Source organism: Shewanella sp. ECSMB14101, assembly GCF_000773485.1.
Classification (GTDB): Bacteria; Pseudomonadota; Gammaproteobacteria; order Enterobacterales; family Shewanellaceae; genus Shewanella; species Shewanella marisflavi.
Genome location: NZ_JSFF01000026.1, coordinates 28,318 through 52,291 on the forward strand (window position 1 = coordinate 28,318; position 23,974 = coordinate 52,291).

A 23,974-nucleotide genomic window follows, 5' to 3' on the forward strand; every position below is an offset into this window, starting at 1 on the left:
ACTCCATGTTAGAACGTATTAAAGATAGCTTTACCCATTCTATCCAAACCAAGATCGATGCAGCAGAAGCCCTGCCTGAATCAATCGAAAAAGCAGCCGAGATGATGGTGCAATGCCTACTGGGCGGCAACAAGATCTTGGCCTGTGGTAATGGTGGTAGTGCTGGCGATGCACAACACTTTTCGGCCGAGCTGCTTAACCGCTATGAGATAGAGCGCCCGCCACTGCCGGCTATCGCACTAACAACGGACACTTCGACCATCACCGCTATTGGTAACGACTATAGCTACGACGAGATCTTCTCTAAGCAGATTTTAGCCCTGGGACAACCTGGCGATATTCTGCTGGCGATATCCACCAGTGGTAACTCTGGTAACGTTATCAAAGCGATGGAAGCGGCGCTGAGCCGTGATATGACCATAGTTGCCCTCACGGGTAAAGACGGTGGCGCCATGGCCGGTTTGATGGGCGTGAACGATGTCGAGGTACGCGTGCCTTCAAACGTTACAGCGCGTATTCAGGAAGTGCATCTCTTAGTGATCCACTGCCTATGCGACAACATCGACCGTACTCTATTCCCACAGGACGATCAGGCATGAGAGCTCTGCTCCCAACCCTAGCTGTTCTCTTGATGTTACAAGGCTGCGCCGGGGCCATTATGGTCGGCGCAGTGGGCGGGGCCATGATGGTCAATGATGAACGCAGCTTCTCGACTCAGCTGGACGACACCAACGCCGACTTTAAAATCGCCAGTGCCTTGGCGGCCCATGAAGATATTAAGAATCAAACTAATATCACTGGGGTCGCGATGAATGGCAATGTGCTAATGATAGGCCAGGCCCCCAGCTCCATGCTGCGGGACAAGGCGGTCAACACTGTTCAGAAACTGAATCTGGGCGGCAAGATCCACAATCAGATCCGCATCGGCAATCCAACCTCCTTCACCACTCGAAGCAACGATACCTGGATCACTACCAAGGTGAAGACACGGATGCTCAACGACAAAGAGTTAGATGTTACTCGCATTAAGGTGATCACCGAAAACGGCGAGGTCTTCCTCTTGGGAGTCGTTAGCCGAGATCAGGCCGCTCTAGCGGTAGATATCGCCCGCAACACGGCCGGGGTGCGAAAAGTGATTAAGGTCTTTGATACACCTAGCAGTTAACCTGCTAGGTCTGCTCGCGCACCACTTCAAGCCCTCTGAATTTTCGCCACCTTCTACTCAGACTCGGCAATATTAAGGTAGGCAGTACGATCAGGCCGGCACCTAGCCAGCCCATGGGATCTAGCCACTCATCAAACCATAGCCAACCAAACAAGACACAGAACAGCAGACCACTGTATTCGGCAACCGCGATCTGACCTGCCTGAGCCTTACGATAGGCCAATACGCTAAAGAGTTGATAAGCCAATAAAAAACTGTTGCTTAGCAGAGCAATTCCTAACACTGACCAACTAAATCCCACAAATCCCTGCCAAGCAACAAACAAGAGCACCAAAGGCAAACTCAAGAGGTTATAGCAGATCACTGTGACGCTGGCTGCTTCGCTGCTGGGCAGCCACCTTAGCATTAACTGGTTAGCGGCAAAGACAATGGCCGACACCAAAACGGCCAGCGCCGCCAGATTCATCTCGCTCGGGCGCAAGATAACCAGAATACCGATGAAGCCCAACACAGTGGCTAAGATCTGATGACCACTGTGCCGCTCTTTCAGGAACAACATGCCCATGACGATGATCATTAAGGGCGCCGAATAAAACAGCGAGCTAACGGTCGCCAACGGCAAAGAGAGCAGTCCGAGGATCAACAGCAGTCCACCAACGGCGCCGCTATTGGCCCGGATCATATGCAGTTTCAAAAAAGCCGTTCTCGGCCGCCCGGCATAAAACCATAGCGGCAGCATCATCAAGATTGCCGTCACTTGACGCAGCAAGAGAAACATCGCCGCATCACTCTGGGCTGGCAGCCACTTGATCGACACATCATAAAGAGCAGTGAATACATTACCTAGCAACAAGAGCCCTAGGCCCAACATCAAATTGCGCTGCATTGCAGGCTCCATCATCAAGACTTATCTGGCAGCATGATAACGAGCAAGATACTGTAGCTGAAATGATGATTTCTTATCTTAGATGAATTAAATTCATACTTAGAGAGAACCAATAGAGACCTTAAATGAGAAAGATCCCACCACTGAGAGCGCTGCAGGTGTTCGAGGCCGCGGCGCGCCTACAGCACTTTTCCCGTGCCGCGCAGGAGCTGTGTATTACCCAGAGCGCGGTGTCTCATCAAGTTCGTCTGTTAGAAGAACACTTTTCATTGTCTCTGTTTAAACGCGAGGGGCGTAGTTTACGACTCACCGACAAGGGTGAGCAGCTCTACCAGGAAACCGCGCGAATTTTTAACGAATTGGCAGAGCTGAATCAAACCCTGCTGGGTGAGAAACCCGAGGCGCTGCGGCTGGCGGTCTACAGCTCTTTCGCGGTGAAGTGGTTGATCCCCAGACTCAGTGAGTTTCGCCGTCTATATCCGGGCATTCAGGTGCGCCTGGATATGATCACCGAAGACCCTGTCTTGTCCCACAGCAGTGCCGATATGTTTATCACGGGCCAGCAAGATCAGAAGGGCTACTGGCAGCAACTACTGCACGCCGAGCGCTTGATCCCTGTCTGCAGTCCTGAATTGATCGGCAGCGGTGACAAGCTGGATCTCGACTGGTTAATGAAACAGCAGTTGCTGACTGTCGACGAGGGGCCACTTGGCTTGGATTGGCAGCGTTGGTTTGAACATAACCAACTCGCAGATCCTGAGGAGAGCCAACAACAACTCTTTAGTCATGTGCTAATGGCAATTGAGGCGGCTATCGCTGGTCAAGGGGTAGCCTTGGCGTCTGACTTCATGGTGCTGGATGATATCGCCAAACAGCGCCTGGTAGCCCTGCCCTTTGCCAGCATAGATACCGGCTTTGAGTTCAATTTTCTCTGTAAACAGCGGCGTCTACAGGAACCCGCCATCGCAGCCTTTGTGAACTGGCTAACCCAGCAGCACGAATAAATACTTCGCCACGGATATCTGGTAAGCATAAAAAAAGCCGGCTAATGCCGGCTTTTCAATCTGCTCGATTAGAGCAGGAGACCTATCTTTTCGTAGACCTTCTTCAGGGTGACTTCGGCGCGGGCCTGGGCCTTCTCGGCGCCTTCATGCATCACCTGATTAAGGAAGCTCTGATCGGCTCTGTATTCCTTGAAACGCTCTTGCAGCGGCTCAAGCATACCCACTACAGCCTCACCGGCAGCGACCTTTAGATGACCGTACATCTTACCTTCGAACTCAGCCTCCAAGCTTGCAATGCTCTGACCGGTGACGCCCGACATCAGGCTCAACAGGTTAGATACACCAGGCTTGTTCTCGACATCGAAACGCACCACAGGCGGCTCGTCGCTATCTGTCATCGCCTTCTTCAGCTTCTTCATCACCGCCTTTGGATCTTCCAGCAGGCCAATCACATTGTTACGGTTGTCGTCTGACTTAGACATCTTCTTCAACGGATCCTGCAGCGACATTACCTTGGCACCCAGCTCAGGAATAAATGGCTCAGGAATGGTAAAGGTTTCGCCATAGGCATTATTGAAGCGAGTCGCAATATCACGCGTCAGTTCAAGGTGTTGCTTCTGATCTTGACCCACAGGGATCTCATTAGCCTGGTACAGCAGGATATCCGCCGCCATCAATACCGGATAGCCAAACAGGCCGACGTTGATATTGTTAGCATGCTTTTGTGACTTATCCTTAAACTGGGTCATGCGGCTTAGCTCACCCATCTGGGTATAGCAGTTCAGCGCCCAGCCCAGCTGAGTGTGCTGAGGCACCTGAGACTGGATAAACACAGTGCTCTTCTTAGGATCGACACCACAGGCCAGGTATAAGGCCAGAGTATCCAAGCAGGCATCACGTAGTTTCTGCGGATCTTGACGTACAGTAATGGCATGCAGATCGACCACACAATATAGGCAATCATGACTATCTTGCATCGCAACCCACTGACGTAGTGCACCCATGTAATTACCAATGGTCAATTCACCTGACGGTTGGGCACCGCTAAGCACAATAGGTTTAGTCATAATGTTTTATTGCTCCAATACAATTTGGCTGTCTGTTATCTGCGCCAATACTTCTTTAAATGTGTCACATACGGCGGTTGGGCCGCTGAGCCCAATATCTTCACCGTAGTTGTACCCATAGGTCAAGCCGATCGAGGAAATACCCGCCGCTTTCGCCGCTAAAATATCGTTTCGAGAGTCGCCCACCATTAAAAGCTGCTCATCGTTGAGCTGCCATTGCTGCTTAAGATGATTAAGGGGGAGTGGATCTGGCTTCATCTTGGCTAACGAGTCGCCGCCCAATACCTCATGAAACAGGTGGTCTATACCAAATGCTGCTAACAGAGGCACGGTGAAACGATACGGTTTATTGGTCACAACCGCCAGTTGGTATCCCTGCTCGGCCAACTGCTCCAGTACCGGCTTCACGCCATCATAGAGTCTGCTATGCTGTTGCAAGTTAGCTTCGTAATGCTTGCTAAACAATGGCATTGCATCGTCGATATCTGCCTGAGTCACTGGCTCGCCGCGGGCGAAGGTCAGTGCACGTTCGACCAGTTTGGCTGCGCCGTTACCGACCCAACTGCGCACCTGTTGTTCATTGCACAGGGTCAAGTTTAATTCGGCCAACATGTCTTGAGTGGCGGCCGCCAGATCGGGGACGCTGTCGATTAGCGTGCCATCAAGATCGAAGGCGATAGCCTTAATAGATTGCGCTTTCATACTTAGGCATCAACCTTAGCCAGTTCACTGCGCATCTCATCGATCACCGCTTTATAATCCGGCTTATTGAAAATCGCTGATCCGGCTACGAACATGTCGGCACCCGCCGCCGCGATTTCGGCAATGTTATCAACCTTAACACCACCGTCTACTTCTAGGCGGATATCGAAACCACTGGCATCGATACGCTCGCGCACCTGACGTAACTTATCCAGGGTCGATGGGATAAAGGATTGGCCACCAAAACCAGGGTTGACCGACATCAGCAGAATCACGTCCAGCTTATCCATCACATGATCCAGATAGTGCAGTGACGTTGCAGGATTAAACACCAAGCCCGCCTTACAACCTGCTTCTTTGATTAGCTGTAGGGTACGGTCGATATGCTCTGACGCTTCTGGATGAAAGGTGATGATAGATGCACCGGCATCCACAAAATCAGGAATGATGCGATCAACAGGCTTCACCATCAGATGCACGTCGATCTCGGCGGTAACGCCATAGTCTCGCAGCGCCTTACACACCATAGGACCTATGGTCAGGTTAGGTACATAATGATTATCCATCACATCGAAGTGAACCACATCGGCACCGGCGTTAAGCACGGCTTCAACATCTTCCCCAAGACGGGCGAAATCTGCAGATAAGATAGATGGAGCAATAAGAAATGGGCGCATGATAAACTCGCTAAGCTGAATAAGAATTACGCTATTCTACCTTATAGCCTGACCCTGCCTCTATAGCCGATACAGGATTAAACGTGTTCTGGCTCAGAATTGAGTAATTTTCACTGCCTTGCTGAATGGGCACCTAAAAATTATGTTCAAAATATAAACGCCTTTGCTATAATGCGCTGATTAGGGGTTTTCATGTTCACAGGATGTAGAGATGAGAGATAAGGCCAAACCTTCAGCCAAGATGAAATCGGCAACCGTGTTTACGGTGACTGCCGCCGTAGTCGGCTTTACTGCAATAGGGGGGCAAAGTCTCACAAATAACTCGTCTGCAACCGCCTGTGTATGCGATGGAAGCGCCAGCTATAACACCTCCCTTCCCGCAAGCCATCCTAACAACCGCTGTGCCCAGCAGGCTGAAAATGTCAGTTGGGGAAATTGGCTAACAGGTAAGAGCCGCTCTAGTCAGCTTCACTTTGTGGATCTGCTAGAACTTCTCCATGGGCACCAAGATAGCCCTATGGATGATGTCACTCCCACCAGCAATCAACACCTCTAGGCAGGCTTTTGCTGCAACTCTTTCTGAGCACCTTAGCCGCCTTTTTTGGTGTGCAAACCGAGCAAAATCGCGCCCGCGACTTTCAGTCTCGCTCACCGGTTCCCTTTATTATCATGGGAATACTCTTGGCTATCGCCTTGGTCGCTTCGCTGATTTTTGTCGTAAAACTGGTACTGGCCTAGTACAAAAACTCAGTTAACTGGGTCTCTAAAGACTTAATTAATCACTTAGCTAAGGGCTTAATTAATCACTTAGCTAAAGACTTAGTTAACCGCTTAGCTAAGGCTTAGTCATTTTCGCTGTGGTATCTGTCATCGTACAGGGCCATCAACTCATCAACCTTCTTACGGCCATTGCCATTCTGACTGATGTTGCGCTGCACCTGAATTTTATCGAAACGTGCCCCGTGATAAAGCTCGCGGGTCAAGGGAATATCATGATTGCTGATAAGCACCGGGATCCCTCTGTCTATCGCCGTGTGACGCGCCTTACGTGCCAGCAGCGCTTGATCATCCAGACTAAAGCCAGCACCTACATAGGTGGTAAAACTGGCAGTGGTGGACAGTGGCGCATATGGCGGATCGCAATAGACCACATCGCCCGCCTCTGTCATATCAAAGGCCTGCTCATAGCCGATACATCTAAATTCAGCGGCCTGGGCTTTCTCGGCAAACGCCTTAATCTCCTCTTCAGGAAAATAGGGCTTCTTGTAAGATCCAAAAGGCACATTGAAGCCGCCCTTAGAGTTGTAGCGACATAGGCCATTGAATCCATGACGATTCATATAGAGAAAGTAAACTGAGCGTAGGAAGGGATCGCTAGTCTGATTGAATTCACTGCGCACCAGGTAATAGGCTTCTTTATCGTTTTTAGCGTCGATAAACATCGCCTTCGCCGCTCGGATATATTTCTCAGGCGTGGTCTGCACTATCTGATAGAGGTTGATCAAATCCTGATTAATGTCGCACAACAGATAACGCTTATACTGCGTATTGAGAAATACCGAACCGGCGCCAACAAAGGGTTCAACCAATCTGTCGCCTTCAGGAAGGTGCTGGGTGAGCGCATCAACCAGTTTAAATTTTCCGCCAGCCCATTTTAAGAAGGCTCTCTGTTTTTTAATCATCTAAATCGATTGAATGCACAATGAAAACAAGTTGCCGATTGTACTCTGTTTATTAATGAATTTCACTGCTCGCAGACCCTTGTTGCAACTGATAGCCAGATAAATCTGCCCAGGCTCTCACCCAAGGTGAAGGCAATTGCGCTTGCTGGGAAAGGTTCAGCGCCGCCTGTTTACCCTGCTCCCTATCCGCATATTGTCCATAGAGCAAAACCCAATATGCCTTATAGCGAGCAATCTGCACCTGATTGGCATCGGGCAACTTAGCGATAGTCTGTTTAAGAGAGGCGATGTTTTTCACCGTGGCTAACTGCAAGGTAAACCCCTGAGGATGCTCGGCCTCTGGCGATGACAGGGCTGACTTTAACGCTTCTTGGGGCTCAGCCGGCGGCGTAACGGCAAATGTTTCGACAAGCTCATTGACCCGGCTCTCACTCTGTTCGTTAAACGCCACGGCTTGCTCTGTAGCTGGCTCCACCACTTGATCCACTAACTCTTCAGCAGAGATAACCTCCTCCGAGGGCGGCTCAGGGATCTCGCTTACCGTCTTGGACTCCTGCTGCAAAGCGGTATCAGTTTCTATCGGCTCAGCCGTTTCAACCGATTCAATCAGACTCTTGGTGGCGAAATAGTCACTCAGTAGATGCTTGCCATAAGCCTGGTTAAACTCGCTGGCGCGCACCGCCGATACAGTCTGTTGTGAGGGGATAATGCTGGCCTCATCAGATTCGGCGAACATCCAATAACTCCCCAGCAACAACAGTGTGAAACAAACACAAATAAGGACATTTCGTTGCCAGGAACGCTGGGAAGTTTCATGGGGATCGCCATGTAATGCCAAGTAAAGCAGGCTAACAACCTCTGCCGGCATGCCTTGTTGCTTCAATAATTGCTCTTTCACTATCTCTCTAGGGGTGAAAGGCGTTTCTTCACTACGATGCAACAAGCTGTAATAGAGGCCTTCGCGCTCAGCCTCAGTTAGCGGTGCTATAGCCATAGGGAGTAGCAAAGGTCGCTGCGAGTCAGGTAGCTGCGCCAAGATCTGATTAAAATATTCCACCGGGGTAGTGAGCGTTAATGAAAGCTGTTTGCCGGGTAAGGTTAATTGGCTCAGCACTATGCACTCGGCCCATAGCTCCAGCGGAAGGTAATGGGCATCGTCGAGCACGATATGACTGTGCGATGGTAAGGCGTCAACCAGACGTAATAAGGTTTCAGGAAGCGGCACCTCATCGTCAAACAGAGGCTCTGTGAGTAACTGCACTAAGATCTTACGGCGGATCTCGACGCTATCCACATGTTGCGGACAGACCACTAACGCCGAACTCACTTCGTCCAGCGCATCCACCAGTGCAGTTGTCAGCGTCGTCTTGCCCGAGCCAGCATCACCGGTTAACACCGTCAGCTGTTGCCCATACAAAACTACATGCTGCAATCGATGCAGCAAGGATTCCTGACTAGGTAAAAGGATAGCTGTTTGAAAAGTCACTTAATCACCACACAAACTAGGCGCGGCTAATGACCTCTTGTAGAAGGGACTCGGAAACATCGCCATACACTTCTGCCTGGCCTATCGCCTTTGGCAGTACGAGTCTGAGTTTGCCCTGCAGTACTTTTTTGTCACGCCGCATATGCTTCATGAACTGATCAAAGTTCATCGTCTCTGGAGCTTGAGTAGGAAGATCAAATGCCTCGAATATCTGCGTAATTCGACAAACAATTGACTCATCCACCAATCCCATCTTAGATGCAGTTTGTGCAGCAAGTACTGTGCCAGCGGCTACGGCTTCTCCATGTAACCAGACACCGTACCCCATCTCAGCTTCGATAGCGTGGCCAAAGGTGTGCCCCAGATTCAACAAGGCGCGCACCCCCAGCTCAGTTTCATCCTGAGCGACGACATCGGCTTTGATTTGACAGCATTGAGCGATCGCGTAGGTCAGAGCCTGCTCGTCTAATGCTTTTAGCGCCTGCACATTCTGTTCTAACCAAGTAAAAAACTCACCGTCCCAGATAATGCCGTACTTAATCACCTCTGCCATACCGGCGGCAAATTCTCTAGCGGGTAGGGTATGGAGACAGGCGGTATCTATAGCAACCATCTTGGGCTGATAAAAGGCGCCTATCATGTTCTTGCCCATAGGGTGATTGACGGCCGTCTTGCCACCGACTGAAGAGTCCACCTGTGACAGCAAGGTAGTAGGGATCTGGATAAAATCGACACCCCGCTGATAACAGGCCGCCGCGAAACCAGTCATATCACCAATTACGCCACCACCTAAAGCTATCAATACAGAGTCACGCCCCATGTTCTGCGCTAGCAGTGAGGTAAAAATCGCATCCATCTGCGACAGTGTCTTGTATTGTTCGCCATCGGGCAGGATGACAGGATCAGCACATTGGAAGGAAGCTAATAGCGCCTGTACCTTGTTTAGGTACAGAGGCGCTATTGTGTCATTAGTTACGATAAGAATTTTTTTGCCTTGAAGATAGCTAGCAAAATGTTCGCTATTTTCAAGGAGATTCTGGCCAATTAAGATAGGGTAACTGCGTACACCAAGTTCAACCTGAATCCGTTCCATTCTACCGCCTAATGTTTAGAAGCCTAATTGTTCAATAATTTGATTTGCTACAACTTTTGCGCTTTGCTCGTCAGTTTTAACGATCACATCGGCAATCTCTTCGTAAAGAGGATTACGGATCTCGGCAAGCTTCTCTAGCACTTCCCTAGGATCATCAACCTGAAGTAGTGGACGACGCTTATCACGCTGTGTACGCGCAACTTGCTTGTCGATAGTGGTTTCCAGATAGACCACGATGCCACGAGCAGATAAGTTATTTCGAATATCTTTACTCTGAATTGAACCACCGCCAGTTGCTAAAACAATACCTTGTTTTTCAGTTAAGTCGGCGACAACTTGTGTTTCGCGACGACGAAAACCTTCTTCGCCCTCAACATCAAATACCCACGCGATATCAGCACCAGTACGGTTTTCAATCTCTTGATCTGAATCGTGGAACTCTAAATGAAGCATCTGCGCCAGATGACGGCCTATAGTGCTTTTACCAGCCCCCATAGGACCTACTAGGAAAATATTACGTTTTTCAGCCATTGTTTTACGTCTGAATCTTATATGGAAGTTTGCCTATGCCAGCCAAAAAATCAGGCCGACCTTAAATGTTACCTTGCTCTAATGAGACTTGACCAATGATTATCTCAGCTAACTCACCTTAAAGGCAAGTAGGGTGAGTAAATTCTGTGAAATTAGACTCAGGCACAAAAAAGCCAGCGTTTAATTGCTGGCTTTTACACTAGGTTGAAGTACGAACTAGATATCTTCAGAGATAATCTTAGGTGTCACGAAGATCAACAGCTCTTGGCGCTCATTCTTATCTGTGGTGTTTCTAAACAGATAACCCAAGAATGGAATATCACCCAGCACAGGTACCTTACTTACACGGTTGATTAACTGCTGCTGGTAGATACCACCGAGCACAATAGTCTCGCCATGATCAACAAGTACTTGCGTACCAATGCGTTGGGTATCGATAGATACCGCCTGACCAAGTGGTGTATCAACCGTCTTACCTTGAGAATCCTGTGTGATCTCAAGGTCCAGAATTACACGATTGTCCGGAGTGATCTGAGGCGTGACTCGTAGCGACAGCACCGCCTTTTTGAACTGAACCGTTGCCGCACCACTCGATGCCGACTCTACATAAGGGATCTCCACACCTTGCTCGATATAAGCAGCCTTCTGGTTAGAGGTCGTAATGCGTGGACTCGCGATAATCTCACCCTTACTTTCTTGCTCCAATGCGCTCAGCTCAAGATCCAGCAAAGTACCATCGGCTAACTTGGCCACATGGAAAGCGATGCTGGTTGGATTAGCAACGGCCGCAGGTAAATTAACATTCAGGCGATCGCCAATATCCGGCACTATGCCGTTCGCGATATCGTTAGCCCCTTCCAGACTACCTGAAGTCCCCTTGCTACCTTGCTGATCGGTGACACCCCATTTAATACCTAAATCTTCTGAGACGTCGTCTTTCACCGTCACCATGCGAGATTCAATCAATACCTGACGAATTGGAATATCCAATACTTCCACCAAACGGTGAATATTTTCCAGGCTCTCTTCTGTATCTTTCACCAACAGGGTATTGGTTCTGTCGTCGACGGCAACTGTGCCTCGGGCCGACAGCAAACTGGCGTCATCACCTTTCAACAACTCGGCAATATCGGTCGCCTTGGCATAGTTGATCTGCAGGTACTCAGAATAGAGCGGCGCAAGCTCCTTCACTTCTTGTTGGTTTTTAAGCTCTTGGCTCTCACGGATAGCAATCTCTTCGGCCGGTGCTACCATCAGAATATTGCCTTCAATGCGCTTATCCAGGCCTTTGGTTTGTAAGATCAGATCAAGCGCCTGATCCCAAGGTACATCGTCCAATCTCAGGGTGATGTCCCCTTCAACCGTATCACTGGTCACTAGGTTGAAATCGTTATAGTCTGCGATGATCTGCAACACGGTGCGCACGGAAATACTTTGGAAATTCAACGAAAGCGAACGTCCCTCATATTTCTTCTCTTCCTTGACGACAGTAGCGCGCTCAGCCTTGCGAACATTCAGTCTGAACAGGTTGCCTTCCTGCTTGTAGTTGTAATCATACTGACCTGAGATATCCATCAATAAGCGAGCAGTCAGGTCATCCTTAAAGGTCTCGAAGCTCTTCACTGGTGTCGCGAAGTCTTGAACGTCCATGACATAAAGAAGATCTGAACCAATATCCGTGTTGTATAGCTTAAGCTCGAGTTTCGCACCCACTTGCTGCACATTTGCCGCAACAGATGAATTATTCAACTTAACCAACAACTCACCACCACCATCTGCGGTGCGGTGAAAATCGATATTTTTAATGCCGTTGACGAAAGGATTCGATGCTGTATCGCTGCGACTGGCAACCTCATCATTAATGGTCAGGCGATAAGTATTACCCAGCACCTTACCTTGATAAGCCTTCACCTTTGCCAAGTCCACCAGCACCTTAAGTTGCTCGCTTTCCTGCAAAGTGGACAGAGACTTCACGCCCACGTTATTGATCGGCAAGATATCTTTTTCCAATCCAGATAAGCTGTCGTCAAATCCAAGGACGATCTGTGCCGGAGAGGCATTGAGATTGATCTCTGGCTCCGTCACCGCCTCTTCAAACACCAATTGTAACTCTAACTGATGATCGACTATCGAATGGTATTTGACGTCTATCAAACGGTTCGCAGCAGAAGAATACGGCGCCACACCCAGTAATAAAGCTAAGCCGAAGGCCACTTTAAATAGAGGCGACTTTTTTAATAAAACGCTTTTCGCGGCAGAAGATTCCATTATTCCCTCATCCTTCGCTTTGTTATTCACCAGTTAGTTCCATGTTGCTTAATCTTTCAGCCCAGCAACCTGTTCCATCTGGAATTAATTCAATTATTTCGACCATTTGCTGTGTAACTTTAGCAATTCGCCCGTGATACAAACCTACGTACTCACCTACACCCAAACGATATACGCTGCCATCATTGGTCTCAATCAATGCCCAAACATTTTTATCTTCACTTAAAGTGCCACGCATCTTTAAGTTATCCAACGCATAAGTTTCCAAGCGACCCTTGCGTCGTTTCAAGTCAGGCTGAAGACAATCTTTCGTCGTATCAATGACCTCTTCGGTCAGTTCTCTTGAAGGCGGCACGAAAGGACTACGCATCAACTCGGCTTGATAAGCAAAATGCTCAAATTTAGGCGGTTCTTTCAATGGTGGAACATGTGCAACATGCTGAGCCTTTGTCGTCGTCACAAATGCCTCGAGATCGCTGCGATCCCCCATACAACCTGTCATCATCAAACCAATGAGCAACAGAGGAAGCTTCTTCATTTTTTCGCCCCCTTAGCCGCGTTATCTTGTGGTACCTGGGCGCCCTCTTTGAAGCGATAGGTCTTAGCCAGAATCTCCATAGCCAACTCACCACTATCACTGCGCTTAATCACAAAGTCATGCAGACTCACGATACGAGGAAGTTTCGCCACGCCACTCACCAGATGCCCCATCTCATGGTACTCACCTGTCACCGACATACTGATCGGAAATTCAATATAGAAATCACGCTGTATCTCTTCTTGCCACTCCAGACTCTGAATCCCCAGCCCCGAATCAGTGGCAACAAAGGTCACATCATCCAATAAGCCCGGCATCTCATTCTGCGAAGGCAGCATCTTTAGCAGCTCGGCAAACTGAACTTCCATTACAGCCAACTGCTCCCTGTATAGCTTAAGGTTAGCTGCTAATTGATATTTAGCTTTAAAATCATCCCTCAAGGTCACTTCTTGAGCTTGTTCTCGCTTCAGCGTATCTATGGAGTCCGAGACAAAAAGAAAATAACCCGCGATGAAAATAATAATGGCCAGGAAGGAAGCAAAGACGACCTTTACCTTAGTTGGCCAACCACCAATATTCTCAAAATCGATATCATTAAAGTCACTCAGATCGAGTTTCATTTGCTCGCTCCTTGTGTTGCTTTAGCATCAGCATCGTCTGCATTTTCTTCACCGATAGACACCCTTAAACTGAAGCGCTGAAGCTGACGCATCTCATCGTTTTGAGCAACAATCGACTGCATACTAGGATCATGCAGCCACATGGAGGCCTCTACTTTACGCATCATGTTAGCGACATTGTTATTGGATTCGCTGCGCCCTTGGATCCACAGCAGGCTACCCTTCTTTTCTATGCTAGAAAGATATATTCCTGGTGGCACAATACGCACCAACTCATCTAATACATGAGTCGGTAAATTTCGTGCCTGCTGTAGGTTTAATATGATTTCTGTGCGGCGTTCGATATCTTTCTTGCGCTCGCGGATCTTTTTAATTTCGGCAATTTGTTTTTCTAATAGTTGAATTTCACCCTGCAAATAAGCATTTCTGCCTCTTTGCTCTTCGGTCATCATATCAATAACCATTAAGGCTAAATAAACGACTAATGAAGCACCGATAAAAACTGCGGCCAATATCCCCAGATAGTCACGCTTTTGTTTTTCTCTCGCTTCTTCACGCCAGGGTAATAGGTTTATGTTCGCCATTGAGAGTAACTCCTCAGCGCCAATCCACACGCGACCATGTATTTATTAATATTGGGCTGTAATTGCGTCTTCACGTCTTCATCAGCATGAAGGCAGCCTAAGAAAGGATCGGCAATGATGGTGTGCACACCCAGTTCATTAGTCAGAAGGTTCGCCATCCCCTCCAACTTAGAGGTGCCGCCACACAAGACGATATGATCCACCTTATCTTTACCACTCGAAGTGCAGTAAATCTGCAAGGTTCGCTTGATCTGCTGAAGCAGTTGCGTTTGGAAAGGTGAAAGCACCTCAAACATATAGTTGCGAGGAAGGTCCCCTTCGAGCTTGGCCTTCTCAGCTTGCTCATGGGACATTCCGTAGAAAGATAAGATCGACTGGGTAAACTGTTCGCCGCCAAAGGCCTGTTCTCGAATAAAGGTGGTTTCACCTTTCTCCACCACGGCAAAGGTGGTCATGTTGGCACCGATATCCACCAGGGCAACCACCTTATTTTCGGCACCATCGGGTAACTGAGCCGCGACCAACTCAAAAGAACGTCCCAGTGCATAGCCTTCAACATCAATCACTTTCGCTTCGAGATTAATGTCATCTAAGCTATCGACTCTGGCATCGATGTTTTCAGTTCGGCATGCACTCAGCAACACATCAACCTTGGAAGGGTCGGCACTGTTAACACTGAGCGTTTCAAAATCTATGCTGACTTCATCGAGTGAATAGGGGATAAGGTTGTCGGCCTCAATCTCGATTTGAGTTTCCATCTCCTCTTCGCTTAGCGAAGCATCCATGTAGATCACCTTGGTCATCACCGCCGATCCTGATACTGCCGCCGCCGCGTATTTTACACTCTTAGGCAAAGAGCGTTTGATGAGCCTTAATGACTCCAAAACTGCATCAGTATCTCTTATTTCATGATCGTTAACGGCACCTTTCTTCACCGGTGCCGCTGCGTGACTCAAAATTTTAAAACCATCAGCAGTCTTACTCAGCAGTATTGCTTTTATCTCGTGGGAACCGATATCGATGCCCACCATCTGCGGAGCCTGACGCTTCCATAAATTTGAAAGCATAGTCCATCATCACTTTTGTTATAGTTTCTGGAATTAGATTAGCACAAAATCAACTCGTTATAGATATTTGTACAAAATGTTTGTAACTTTTACAATTGCCATTTTTTTGACAACCATTTTTGCTTCACCAATAGCTGCTCGCCTTATATACTATTGTGCCTGCTAAATTTATTGGAATAATCTGGTGAAGTGGTTTAAACGAATTACCATCGCTCTATTTAGCCTAGCCCTTTTGGGAATAGGTGCAATTGCTGCGGCCTATTTTTATGTACTACCGGATCTTCCCGATGTTACCACCCTTAAAACCGTAAAGTTACAGACTCCGTTACGAATTTACAGCGCTGATGGCAAACTAATCTCACAATTTGGAGAAAAACGCCGCATTCCCGTCGAATATGAACAGGTACCGCAACAGTTAATTAATGCGGTACTCGACACAGAAGATGCCCGCTTCTTCGAACATAAAGGTATCGATCCTATAGGGATCATACGTGCAGCCTTTATTTTGGCCACTACAGGTAAGAAGAGCCAGGGGGCGAGTACCATCACCCAGCAGGTTGCTCGCGGCTTCTTCCTATCTAGAGAAAAAACCTACATACGTAAGATCAAAGAGATCTTTTTAGCGCTTAAGATAGAAAAGGCCCTAAGCAAGAAAGAGATCTTAACCCTCTATCTCAACCGCTCATTTTTAGGTAATCGCGCCTACGGTGTAGGTGCTGCTGCACAGGTCTATTATGGTAAGGAGCTCGAAGAGCTTACCCTGCCCGAAATGGCCATGATCGCCGGTCTTCCACAGGCTCCTTCTGCGGCGAACCCTATTCGTAATCCAGCCCGTGCGATGAATCGTCGTAACTGGGTACTCAGCCGTATGCTGGAGAAGGAAAATATCACTCAGGAAGAGTATCAAGCCGCCATTCAAGCACCGATCACGGCCAAATACCATGGAGCCGAGGTTGAGCTATACGCTCCTTATATTTCCGAGATGGCTCGTGACTATCTGGTTGAAACGCTCGGCGAAGAAGAAGCTTATACCGGCGGGTATAACGTCTATACCACCATCGATTCTCGCCTGCAGCTGCTGGCCCAAGAAGCCTTACGTAATAATGTCTATGCCTATGACGAGCGCCACGGCTACCGCGGGCCGACTAAGGTGTTGTGGGAGAGCGAGACTGGCGATAAGAGCCAACCCGTTCAAGCCCAGATCATCGAACAGCTTAAACAGACCAAAAGCTTCCAGGGGCTAGAGCCAGCTGCGGTGATGGAGATCGCCGAACAGAGTGTTAAGGTCATCAATGATAAAGGCGAAACCATTACCCTTGAATGGGAAGGGATCAAATGGGCACGCAAGTTCATCACCAATAAGCGTCAAGGCAAGGCCCCTAAGACAGCCGACGAAATCCTAAAGGTTGGCGAACAGATCTGGATCAGAAACAACGGTAACATCTGGCAGCTTTCACAGATACCAGAGGTGGCTAGCGCAATCGTCTCCTTAGATCCTCATAACGGCGCCATCAGGACACTCGTAGGCGGCTACAGCTTCCACACCAGTCAATACAACCGTGTCACCCAAGCTAAGCGCCAATTGGGCTCTAACATTAAACCTTTCATCTATACGGGTGCACTCGAAAAAGGCTATACCCTAGCCACACTGATCAATAACGCGCCTATCAACAATGCTGACATACGTCAGGGGACGGCATGGCGACCTAAAAACTCGCCCGACAAATACACGGGGCCGACACGCCTGCGAGTTGGCCTAGCGCAATCGATCAACGTGATGTCGGTACGTGCCATGCGTTATACCGGACTGGAGAGTGCCATCGATACCTTAGTCAAATTCGGTTTCGATCGTGAAGACTTGCCGCAAAACGAATCACTGGCACTGGGCTCACCTTCTGTGACTCCACTACAGGTAGTTACTGCCTTCTCGGTATTCGCTAACGGTGGCTACCGGGTAGAGCCTTATTTTATTGATCATATCGATAATGCCTACGAGCAAACTGTAGAGCAGGCCAACCCAACATTAGCCTGTACCCCGGAATTGCCAGAGCCACAGGAGGCTCAACCAGACGATCCTTTCGCCGCTATGGCCCAAGAACTGCCTAGCCAGGACGTTACCGCGACAGAGGACCCTAACTGTCCTAGCACGGCACGCCATGCACCGCAGATCATCAGCGAACAGACCGCTTTCTTGATCACCGAAGCCCTTAAGAGTGTTATCTGGGGTGGCGGCGACTGGAGTAAAGGTACTGGCTGGAACGGGACGGCCTGGCGCGCTGCACGTGTCGTTAACCGCCGCGATATCGCCGGTAAGACAGGTACCACCAATGAATCGAAGGACACCTGGTTCAGCGGCTACACACCGACACTCGCAACCACTGTCTGGGTCGGATTCGATGATCATAGTATTGAGCTAGGCCGCACCGCTTGGAATACCAATGGCGCGAAAGATCAGATCTCGGGCGCAGAAGCTGGTGCCAAGACAGCTGGTCCTGGTTGGAACGAGTTTATGAAACATGCCCTCGAAGGCACGCCTGAACTGCCGTCTCCACCACCGGAAGGCATAGTATCGGCTCGTATCGATCTGGCCACTGGTAAACTGAGCCGCAAAACAGATCACACGAGTAAGTTCGAGTACTTCATTCAGGGAACCGAACCCAAAGAGTTTGCTACCGAGGCACAGACTCAAGAAGATATCTTTATCGATGATTCGGTGGAAGATCTCTTCCAATAACCGTCAGATGGGCTGGTGTCACTCGCCACCAGCCCAGTACATTTCACTAGCTTCAAGCCATTTTTCAGTGAATTTATAGCGCCAATTTTTTGGAGCTTATAAAACTTTAGACGTAAAAAAACCTGCGACTGCAGGTTTTTTAATCGATTGATATGGTTGAAATTATCTAATTTAGCTTTTCGATGCGAGCGCAGCCTTCACCTGAGTGAGTGACGTCCCGCCCAAGGCCTCACGTTTCGCTAAACAAGAGTCTATCGTCAGGCATTGATAAACATCTTCTTGGATGACACCAGCGAACGCCTGCAGGCTAGATAACTCGAAGTCTTCGATAGGCTTTTTCTGTGCAATCGCTTCGACCACCACCTCACCCACTACATGATGCGCCTCTCTAAATGGCATGCCTTTAGCGACTAGGTAATCGGCCAGTTCTGTAGCATTAGCATATCCCTGTTGGGCGGCCGACAGGGTATTCTCTCTGTTCACCTTAAGGCCTGATAGCACCAGAGCCGCCATCTCCAAACAGATAGACCAGCTGTCCATCACGTCAAACAAGCCCTCTTTGTCTTCCTGCATATCCTTGTTATAGGCCAGTGGCAACGCCTTCATGGTCGTCAAAATACCCATCAGGCTGCCATATACCCGGCCCGTCTTACCCCGGATCAGCTCAAGTGCATCTGGGTTTTTCTTCTGCGGCATCAGCGATGAGCCCGAGGTAACCTGATCGTCCAGCTCGATAAAGCCCGCCTCGCCACTGTTGAAGAAGATAAGATCTTCGGCCATACGGCTAAGGTGCATCATACTGATCGCAGCGTCTGAGCATAGCTCAATCACGTGATCTCTATCTGACACTGTATCTAGGCTGTTAAGGGTTGGTGAGGCAAATCCCAGCGACTTGGCCAGCGCATGTCTGTCCATCGGATAAGCGGTACCAGCCAGCGCACCTGTGCCCAGCGGACAGGTATCGAGACGCTGTAAACAATCTTGCAGACGGCTAATATCACGCTCAAACATCTCCACATAGGCCAGACACCAGTGACCGAAGGCCACAGGCTGCGCCCGCTGCAGATGGGTATAGCCAGGCATCACAGCATCCAGCTCACGCTCAGCAAGCGACAGCAAGGCTGCCTTTAACTGTGCCAGCAGCTCAAGCAAGGCTTGGCCTTCCTTCTTGCACCAGAGCTTAAGATCGGTCGCCACCTGATCGTTACGCGAGCGGCCTGTATGTAACTTCTTACCCAGATCCCCTACTTTGGCAATCAAGGCTTGTTCGACAAAGCTATGAATGTCTTCGGCACCCGAGGCTAAAATCGTCTCAGGCTGATCTTTTACTTCATCGAGTAAATCTTGTAACGCCTGCTTAAGTGACTGGCATTCTTCTTGGGTGAGAATCCCTACCCCTGTGATGGCATCAGCCCAGGCAATAGAGCCGATAATATCTTCTTCTACCAGACGATAGTCGACCGGCAATGAGTCATTGAAAAGTTTAAACAATGTGCTGCTTTCTTGGCTAAATCTGCCGCCCCATAACGCCATCTTACTATCCTCTTAAATAAGCTCTTTAAATCTGCTCTTAACATAAAGGGGCGTTCGCCGCCCCTTTATTAACTCGTCGACTCTACTTAACGTTCAGCGCCCGGATACGGCTCGCCAATGAATAAAGACGAATGAATCCTTCGGCATCTTTCTGGTTATAGACTTCATCTTCACCAAAGGTGGCAAACTCTTCGGAATAGAGGCTGTTTGGCGAACGCTTCTTCACCGCCTGAGCCTGACCCTTGTAGAGCTTAAGCACCACTTCACCATTGAGCAGATTTGCCAGTGGCTGTGAAGCCCCCAGCAGTGACTCACATAATGGGGTAAACCAACGACCGTCATACACCAGATGGGCCATCTTAGCGCCAACTTGCTCACGCCATTCACGGCTGGTCTTATCTAGCACCAGTTCTTCAATCGCTCTTAGCGCGGCGAACATTACCGTGCCGCCCGGGGTTTCGTAACAACCACGAGATTTCATGCCCACCAAACGGTTTTCGGTGATATCGATACGTCCTACGCCATGAGCACCGGCAATCTCATTGAGCGCCATCAGGGCACCATAGGGAGTGTATGACTGACCATTAACCTTAGTGATGCGACCAGCTTCCATCTCAACCGAAACATACTCAGGCTCATAAGGGGCATCTTCCGGTGCAACTGTCATGGTCCATACTTCTTTGCTAGGCTCGTTCCATGGATCTTCCAGTTCACCGCCTTCGTGAGAGATATGCCATGCGTTAGCGTCACGGCTATAGATCTTAGTCGCCGAGGCTGTGGTCTTGATGTTACGCTCCGCCAAGTAATCCAGCAGGTCTTCTCGGCTGACCATGCTCCACTCACGCCATGGGGCAATCACCTTAAGATCCGGTGCCAAGGCGGCAAAACAGCCTTCAAAACGCACCTGATCGTTACCCTTACCGGTACAACCATGACAAACGGCATCAGCACCAACTTTACGCGCCACTTCCACCTGGGCCTTGGCGATAATAGGTCTGGCCATAGAGGTACCCAGCAGATATGTCCCCTCATAGATGGCGCCAGTCGCGATAGTCGGATAGATGTAATCGGCCACCAGCTCCTCTTTTAGATCGACGATATAGCACTCAGACGCACCAGAGGCGATTGCCTTCTCATGCAGACCTTCGAGCTCAGCCTCACCCTGGCCGACGTCGGCACAGAAAGCGACAATTTCACAATTGTCATAGTTCTCTTTTAGCCAAGGAATGATCGCCGATGTATCCAGTCCACCTGAGTAGGCCAGTACCACTTTCTTCACTGATGTGTTGTTGTTTTCGATAGACATTTCGTTTTCCTAAATACTCAATTCGTTGGCCCAATTCACCCATTGGGATTGTTCATTAACTCAGTAGGGTCACTAATACGGCATTTTGTGCATGCATGCGGTTTTCTGCCTGCTGCAAGATCAATGAGCCAGCCCCGTCGACCACCTCGGCGGCCACTTCCACCCCACGGTAGGCTGGCAGACAGTGCATGAAGAACTTGGCCCCGGCCTTGTTCATCAAATCGGTGTCCACATGATATGGGGCAAATTTAGCTTTGATCTCATCTAGACTGGCGCTATCTCCCATGGAGATCCAGGTATCAGTATAGATGGCATCATGGCCAGCGATCGCTTCGACATCTGAGCTCAATACCAGCTCACCGCCATGGGCCTCGGCTATCGCCTGCGCCTCCAAAACCACCTTACCATCAGGAAAATGACCTTGGGGACAGATCACCGTCATCTTGGCACCGAGTAACGCAGCGCCATACATGAGCGAGTGGGTTACATTATTACCATCACCGACATAGGCCAGCTTAACCTTGCTGACATCGTCGAACTGTTCTGACAGAGTCAGAAAGTCGGCCAACCCCTGACAGGGATGGTACATGTCCGACAACGCGTTGATCACCGGCACACTGCCATGCTCTGCAAGCTGTTCAATGGTCGAGTGAGCAAAAGTTCTCGCCACAATGGCATCGGCCCAACAAGAGATGTTAGCGGCGAAATCAGATACTGGTTCACGCTTGCCCAGGGCACCATTTTGCTGATCCAGGTAAAGACAATGACCACCTAACTTATTAATACCGATGTCAAAGCTCACGCGAGTCCGCAGCGATGGCTTTTCGAATAACATCACGACACTCTTACCATCGAGTGCTTTGCGATAGTCTTCTGGATTGGCCTTGATCGTTTTCGCCAGAGCGAGTAGGTCGATCAGTTGCTGCTGGTTTAGCTCTTTTATCGATAATAGGTGATTCATAGCTCTACTCCTAGATGAATACTCTTCTCATGTTCCGTTTAATTAATGTGGCAATACCTGAGTGCCAATAGACTCGCCCTTCTCCAGCGCGATTAACTGTTCGGCGTCGCGCCAGGAAGCCACCTGCACAGGTTGCCCCATCCACTGTGCAACCTCTAATGCCGCTTCAACTTTAACCTTCATACCTTTCTCGATAACGCCCAACTTGGTCAACTCATCGGCGTGAGCCTTATCCAAGGTCTTAATCAACTGCCCTTTGCCGTCTAGCACGCCGCTGACATCTGACAACAATACCAATTGACCTTCCACTAGCTTGGCGATCACAGTCGCCGCCTGATCGGCATTGACGTTAAGCAGATTGCCCGCGTCATCAACGGCTATCGAGCTAACAATCGGCATCCAGCCTTGCGCTAACAAGAAGTTGAGATAAGCAGGATTGTTGGGGGAGACTTCACCCACAAAGCCGAGTTGCTCATCTTTGATGGCAGCATTCACAATGCCGCCATCACACAGGCTCATACCGACACAGGTAATGCCGGCTTTGACCGCACTGGCCTGTAAAATTTTATTGGAGGTACCGGCTAGCGCACCGACGACAATAGGTACCTGCTCTTCGGGAGTGACACGCAAACCGTCCAGTTTAACCGTCTCCATACCATTGGCTTTTAACTGCTCGTCTACCAGGCAACCGCCACCGTGAACCAAGACGACAGATTGCCCCGACTTAATAATGTTGGCGGCACTGGCCATCAAGCGTGTCAGCCCCATTTCACATTGCATCAAGGCGCCACCCACTTTAAGCACTAAGGTTTTCTTACTTGCCGACATAGCTACTTCTCTCTTATCCAGGTGACAAAATTAATAATTAAAATGAATCTTTATGCATTGATGCGCCTGACTGGCCGCACCTTTCATCAGGTTATCGATGGCGCTCGCCACCACCAGGTAACCATTGAGAGGATCAAACTTCCATCCCAGTAGGCAGTTTGGGGTGTGCACCACATCGTCCACCTTAGGAAATTGATTATGGTACACATTTACCAGAGGTGCTGAGTCATACACTTGATAGGCCTTGGCAATATCACTCTCAGTCACGCCTGGCTTCATCTGCACAGTGATAGTGGCCAGAATGCCACGTTTAAAGTTGCCTAGATGAGGGGTAAAGATCACCTGCTGCCCCAACTGAGTGGCGATCTCAGGTTGATGTCTGTGACCTAGTACGCCGTAGGGAGTCAGGCTCACCTCACAGAAGCTGGTATGTAGCTGGGCCTTTCTGCCTGCACCCGTCACGCCGCTAACGGCATTGATCACGGGTAGGCTGTCTGTCATGAGATCTTTAAGAGGTTTCAGTGCCGTTAGCGAGGCCGTTGGGTAACAGCCAGGCACGGCAATCATCTTGCTACTAGCAATCCCTTCGGCATTCCACTCTGCCAGACCATAGACAGCCTGAGCCAACACCTCTGGATAGAGATGTTCAAAACCATACCATTTAGGATATTGCTCGATATCAGCGAAACGGTAAGCACCGCTAAGGTCGAATACCGCCAGACCCGCCTGATAGAACCAGGCAGCCAGATGCAGGCTCACACCGTGATCTGTCGCCAACACTACGGCATCGGCCTCATCGACTATGGCTTGCTTGGCCTGCTCAGTCAGGGGCGCCAAACAAAGATCGATATGGCTATAAACTGGATACAGGCTGGCCAATGTTTTGCCCTTATCCAGGCTATTTTCCGAAACATAAAGACCTTGAATCTCTAGCTGATCATCCGCTTGGATCAGTGAAGTAATTTGTGCACCTGTGTAACCACTCGCGCCAATTATCGCTATGCTTTTCATACTTTGTGACTTCTATATTAAGTTAACGCTAAAAAAGAGAGGGGCACTACTTAAGCCCTGGTATAGATACCAATATGACAAGATTATCGTCGCAGGAAGTGAATACAGCTAACCTTATATGCAGAATGTAAGAATGAATTGTTCATTTTTTGTCTCGAAGTTAAGCCTTAAATAATGGCGCTTGTTTCAGCTGTTTGATAGACTACCACAACAAACTAATTATGCAATAAT

General features: G+C 49.1%; 24 protein-coding genes. 6 read left to right on the forward strand and 18 right to left on the reverse strand.

Annotated elements, in window-relative coordinates:
- Positions 1 to 5 precede the first annotated feature (5 nt).
- Together NY07_RS16245 and NY07_RS16250 are read left to right on the forward strand one after the other, a co-directional pair.
- Entirely contained in the window at positions 6 to 599 is a 594-nt protein-coding gene (locus NY07_RS16245) for a phosphoheptose isomerase (RefSeq protein ID WP_033540410.1), read from the forward strand.
- Positions 596 to 1,165 carry a BON domain-containing protein gene (locus NY07_RS16250; RefSeq protein WP_033540411.1) on the forward strand — a complete coding sequence of 190 codons (570 nt, stop codon included), beginning with the start codon at positions 596 to 598 and terminating at the stop codon, positions 1,163 to 1,165. The genes NY07_RS16245 and NY07_RS16250 overlap by 4 nt, the downstream gene beginning before the upstream one ends.
- 4 nt (positions 1,166 to 1,169) lie before the next feature.
- On the opposite strand, the gene NY07_RS16255 is transcribed toward NY07_RS16250, so the two are convergent.
- Complete coding sequence (locus tag NY07_RS16255; protein WP_033540412.1) at positions 1,170 to 2,051, reverse strand: DMT family transporter; 882 nt, start codon at positions 2,049 to 2,051, stop codon at positions 1,170 to 1,172.
- 125 nt (positions 2,052 to 2,176) lie between these two features.
- Here NY07_RS16255 and NY07_RS16260 point away from each other — a divergent pair, with 125 nt between their 5' ends.
- On the forward strand, positions 2,177 to 3,055 hold the full coding sequence (locus NY07_RS16260) for a LysR substrate-binding domain-containing protein (protein WP_033540413.1): 879 nt from the start codon (positions 2,177 to 2,179) through the stop codon (positions 3,053 to 3,055).
- Between the two features lie 68 nt (positions 3,056 to 3,123).
- Here the strand turns inward: NY07_RS16260 and trpS are convergent, their stop codons facing one another.
- Genes trpS through rpe form a run of 3 tightly spaced genes read right to left on the reverse strand, consistent with a single transcriptional unit; the run spans position 3,124 to position 5,501 of the window.
- Complete coding sequence (trpS, locus tag NY07_RS16265) at positions 3,124 to 4,122, reverse strand: tryptophan--tRNA ligase (protein ID WP_011864028.1); 999 nt, start codon at positions 4,120 to 4,122, stop codon at positions 3,124 to 3,126.
- Between the two features lie 6 nt (positions 4,123 to 4,128).
- Complete coding sequence (locus NY07_RS16270) at positions 4,129 to 4,824, reverse strand: phosphoglycolate phosphatase (RefSeq protein WP_033540414.1); 696 nt, start codon at positions 4,822 to 4,824, stop codon at positions 4,129 to 4,131.
- A gap of 2 nt (positions 4,825 to 4,826) precedes the next feature.
- Positions 4,827 to 5,501 (reverse strand): ribulose-phosphate 3-epimerase, encoded by a 675-nt coding sequence (gene rpe / locus NY07_RS16275; protein ID WP_033540415.1) that lies wholly within the window; start codon positions 5,499 to 5,501, stop codon positions 4,827 to 4,829.
- A 211-nt stretch (positions 5,502 to 5,712) separates the two neighbouring features.
- Between rpe and NY07_RS16280 the strand changes: the two genes are divergently transcribed.
- Positions 5,713 to 6,057 (forward strand): hypothetical protein, encoded by a 345-nt coding sequence (locus tag NY07_RS16280; RefSeq protein WP_033540416.1) that lies wholly within the window; start codon positions 5,713 to 5,715, stop codon positions 6,055 to 6,057.
- A gap of 8 nt (positions 6,058 to 6,065) precedes the next feature.
- The gene (locus tag NY07_RS19245) at positions 6,066 to 6,239 is read left to right on the forward strand and encodes a DUF2970 domain-containing protein (RefSeq protein ID WP_033540417.1); all 174 of its coding nucleotides are present in this window, start codon (positions 6,066 to 6,068) and stop codon (positions 6,237 to 6,239) included.
- A 104-nt stretch (positions 6,240 to 6,343) separates the two neighbouring features.
- On the opposite strand, the gene NY07_RS16290 is transcribed toward NY07_RS19245, so the two are convergent.
- From NY07_RS16290 to NY07_RS16330, 9 genes are all read right to left on the reverse strand, one after another.
- Positions 6,344 to 7,183, reverse strand: coding sequence for a Dam family site-specific DNA-(adenine-N6)-methyltransferase (locus NY07_RS16290; protein WP_033540418.1), 840 nt, complete (start codon positions 7,181 to 7,183; stop codon positions 6,344 to 6,346).
- A 52-nt stretch (positions 7,184 to 7,235) separates the two neighbouring features.
- A complete protein-coding gene (locus tag NY07_RS16295; RefSeq protein ID WP_033540419.1) occupies positions 7,236 to 8,669 on the reverse strand; it encodes an AAA family ATPase in 1,434 nt (477 codons plus the stop codon).
- A gap of 16 nt (positions 8,670 to 8,685) precedes the next feature.
- Positions 8,686 to 9,762 carry a 3-dehydroquinate synthase gene (aroB, locus tag NY07_RS16300; protein ID WP_033540420.1) on the reverse strand — a complete coding sequence of 359 codons (1,077 nt, stop codon included), beginning with the start codon at positions 9,760 to 9,762 and terminating at the stop codon, positions 8,686 to 8,688.
- A 15-nt stretch (positions 9,763 to 9,777) separates the two neighbouring features.
- Positions 9,778 to 10,293, reverse strand: a complete 516-nt coding sequence (aroK, locus tag NY07_RS16305) for a shikimate kinase AroK (protein WP_033540421.1) — start codon at positions 10,291 to 10,293, stop codon at positions 9,778 to 9,780.
- A 216-nt stretch (positions 10,294 to 10,509) separates the two neighbouring features.
- Positions 10,510 to 12,561, reverse strand: a complete 2,052-nt coding sequence (locus tag NY07_RS16310) for a type IV pilus secretin PilQ (protein ID WP_033540422.1) — start codon at positions 12,559 to 12,561, stop codon at positions 10,510 to 10,512.
- Between the two features lie 22 nt (positions 12,562 to 12,583).
- Positions 12,584 to 13,099, reverse strand: a complete 516-nt coding sequence (locus NY07_RS16315) for a pilus assembly protein PilP (protein WP_033540423.1) — start codon at positions 13,097 to 13,099, stop codon at positions 12,584 to 12,586.
- The gene (locus tag NY07_RS16320) at positions 13,096 to 13,719 is read right to left on the reverse strand and encodes a type 4a pilus biogenesis protein PilO (protein ID WP_033540424.1); all 624 of its coding nucleotides are present in this window, start codon (positions 13,717 to 13,719) and stop codon (positions 13,096 to 13,098) included. The genes NY07_RS16315 and NY07_RS16320 overlap by 4 nt, the downstream gene beginning before the upstream one ends.
- Complete coding sequence (locus tag NY07_RS16325; protein ID WP_033540425.1) at positions 13,716 to 14,303, reverse strand: PilN domain-containing protein; 588 nt, start codon at positions 14,301 to 14,303, stop codon at positions 13,716 to 13,718. The genes NY07_RS16320 and NY07_RS16325 overlap by 4 nt, the downstream gene beginning before the upstream one ends.
- Complete coding sequence (locus tag NY07_RS16330; protein ID WP_033540426.1) at positions 14,291 to 15,370, reverse strand: pilus assembly protein PilM; 1,080 nt, start codon at positions 15,368 to 15,370, stop codon at positions 14,291 to 14,293. Before NY07_RS16330 ends, NY07_RS16325 begins: the two co-directional genes overlap by 13 nt.
- A gap of 184 nt (positions 15,371 to 15,554) precedes the next feature.
- Here NY07_RS16330 and NY07_RS16335 point away from each other — a divergent pair, with 184 nt between their 5' ends.
- Entirely contained in the window at positions 15,555 to 18,104 is a 2,550-nt protein-coding gene (locus NY07_RS16335; protein WP_033540427.1) for a penicillin-binding protein 1A, read from the forward strand.
- Between the two features lie 171 nt (positions 18,105 to 18,275).
- On the opposite strand, the gene argH is transcribed toward NY07_RS16335, so the two are convergent.
- The 5 genes from argH to argC all read right to left on the reverse strand — a co-directional run bounded on the left by argH (position 18,276) and on the right by argC (position 23,743).
- Complete coding sequence (argH, locus tag NY07_RS16340; protein ID WP_033540428.1) at positions 18,276 to 19,637, reverse strand: argininosuccinate lyase; 1,362 nt, start codon at positions 19,635 to 19,637, stop codon at positions 18,276 to 18,278.
- Positions 19,638 to 19,719: 82 nt separating this feature from the next.
- Complete coding sequence (locus tag NY07_RS16345; RefSeq protein WP_033540429.1) at positions 19,720 to 20,943, reverse strand: argininosuccinate synthase; 1,224 nt, start codon at positions 20,941 to 20,943, stop codon at positions 19,720 to 19,722.
- Positions 20,944 to 20,998: 55 nt separating this feature from the next.
- A complete protein-coding gene (locus NY07_RS16350; RefSeq protein WP_033540430.1) occupies positions 20,999 to 21,904 on the reverse strand; it encodes an ornithine carbamoyltransferase in 906 nt (301 codons plus the stop codon).
- Positions 21,905 to 21,946: 42 nt separating this feature from the next.
- The gene (gene argB, locus NY07_RS16355) at positions 21,947 to 22,732 is read right to left on the reverse strand and encodes an acetylglutamate kinase (RefSeq protein WP_033540431.1); all 786 of its coding nucleotides are present in this window, start codon (positions 22,730 to 22,732) and stop codon (positions 21,947 to 21,949) included.
- A 30-nt stretch (positions 22,733 to 22,762) separates the two neighbouring features.
- On the reverse strand, positions 22,763 to 23,743 hold the full coding sequence (argC, locus tag NY07_RS16360) for an N-acetyl-gamma-glutamyl-phosphate reductase (protein WP_033540432.1): 981 nt from the start codon (positions 23,741 to 23,743) through the stop codon (positions 22,763 to 22,765).
- Between the last annotated feature and the right edge of the window lie 231 nt (positions 23,744 to 23,974).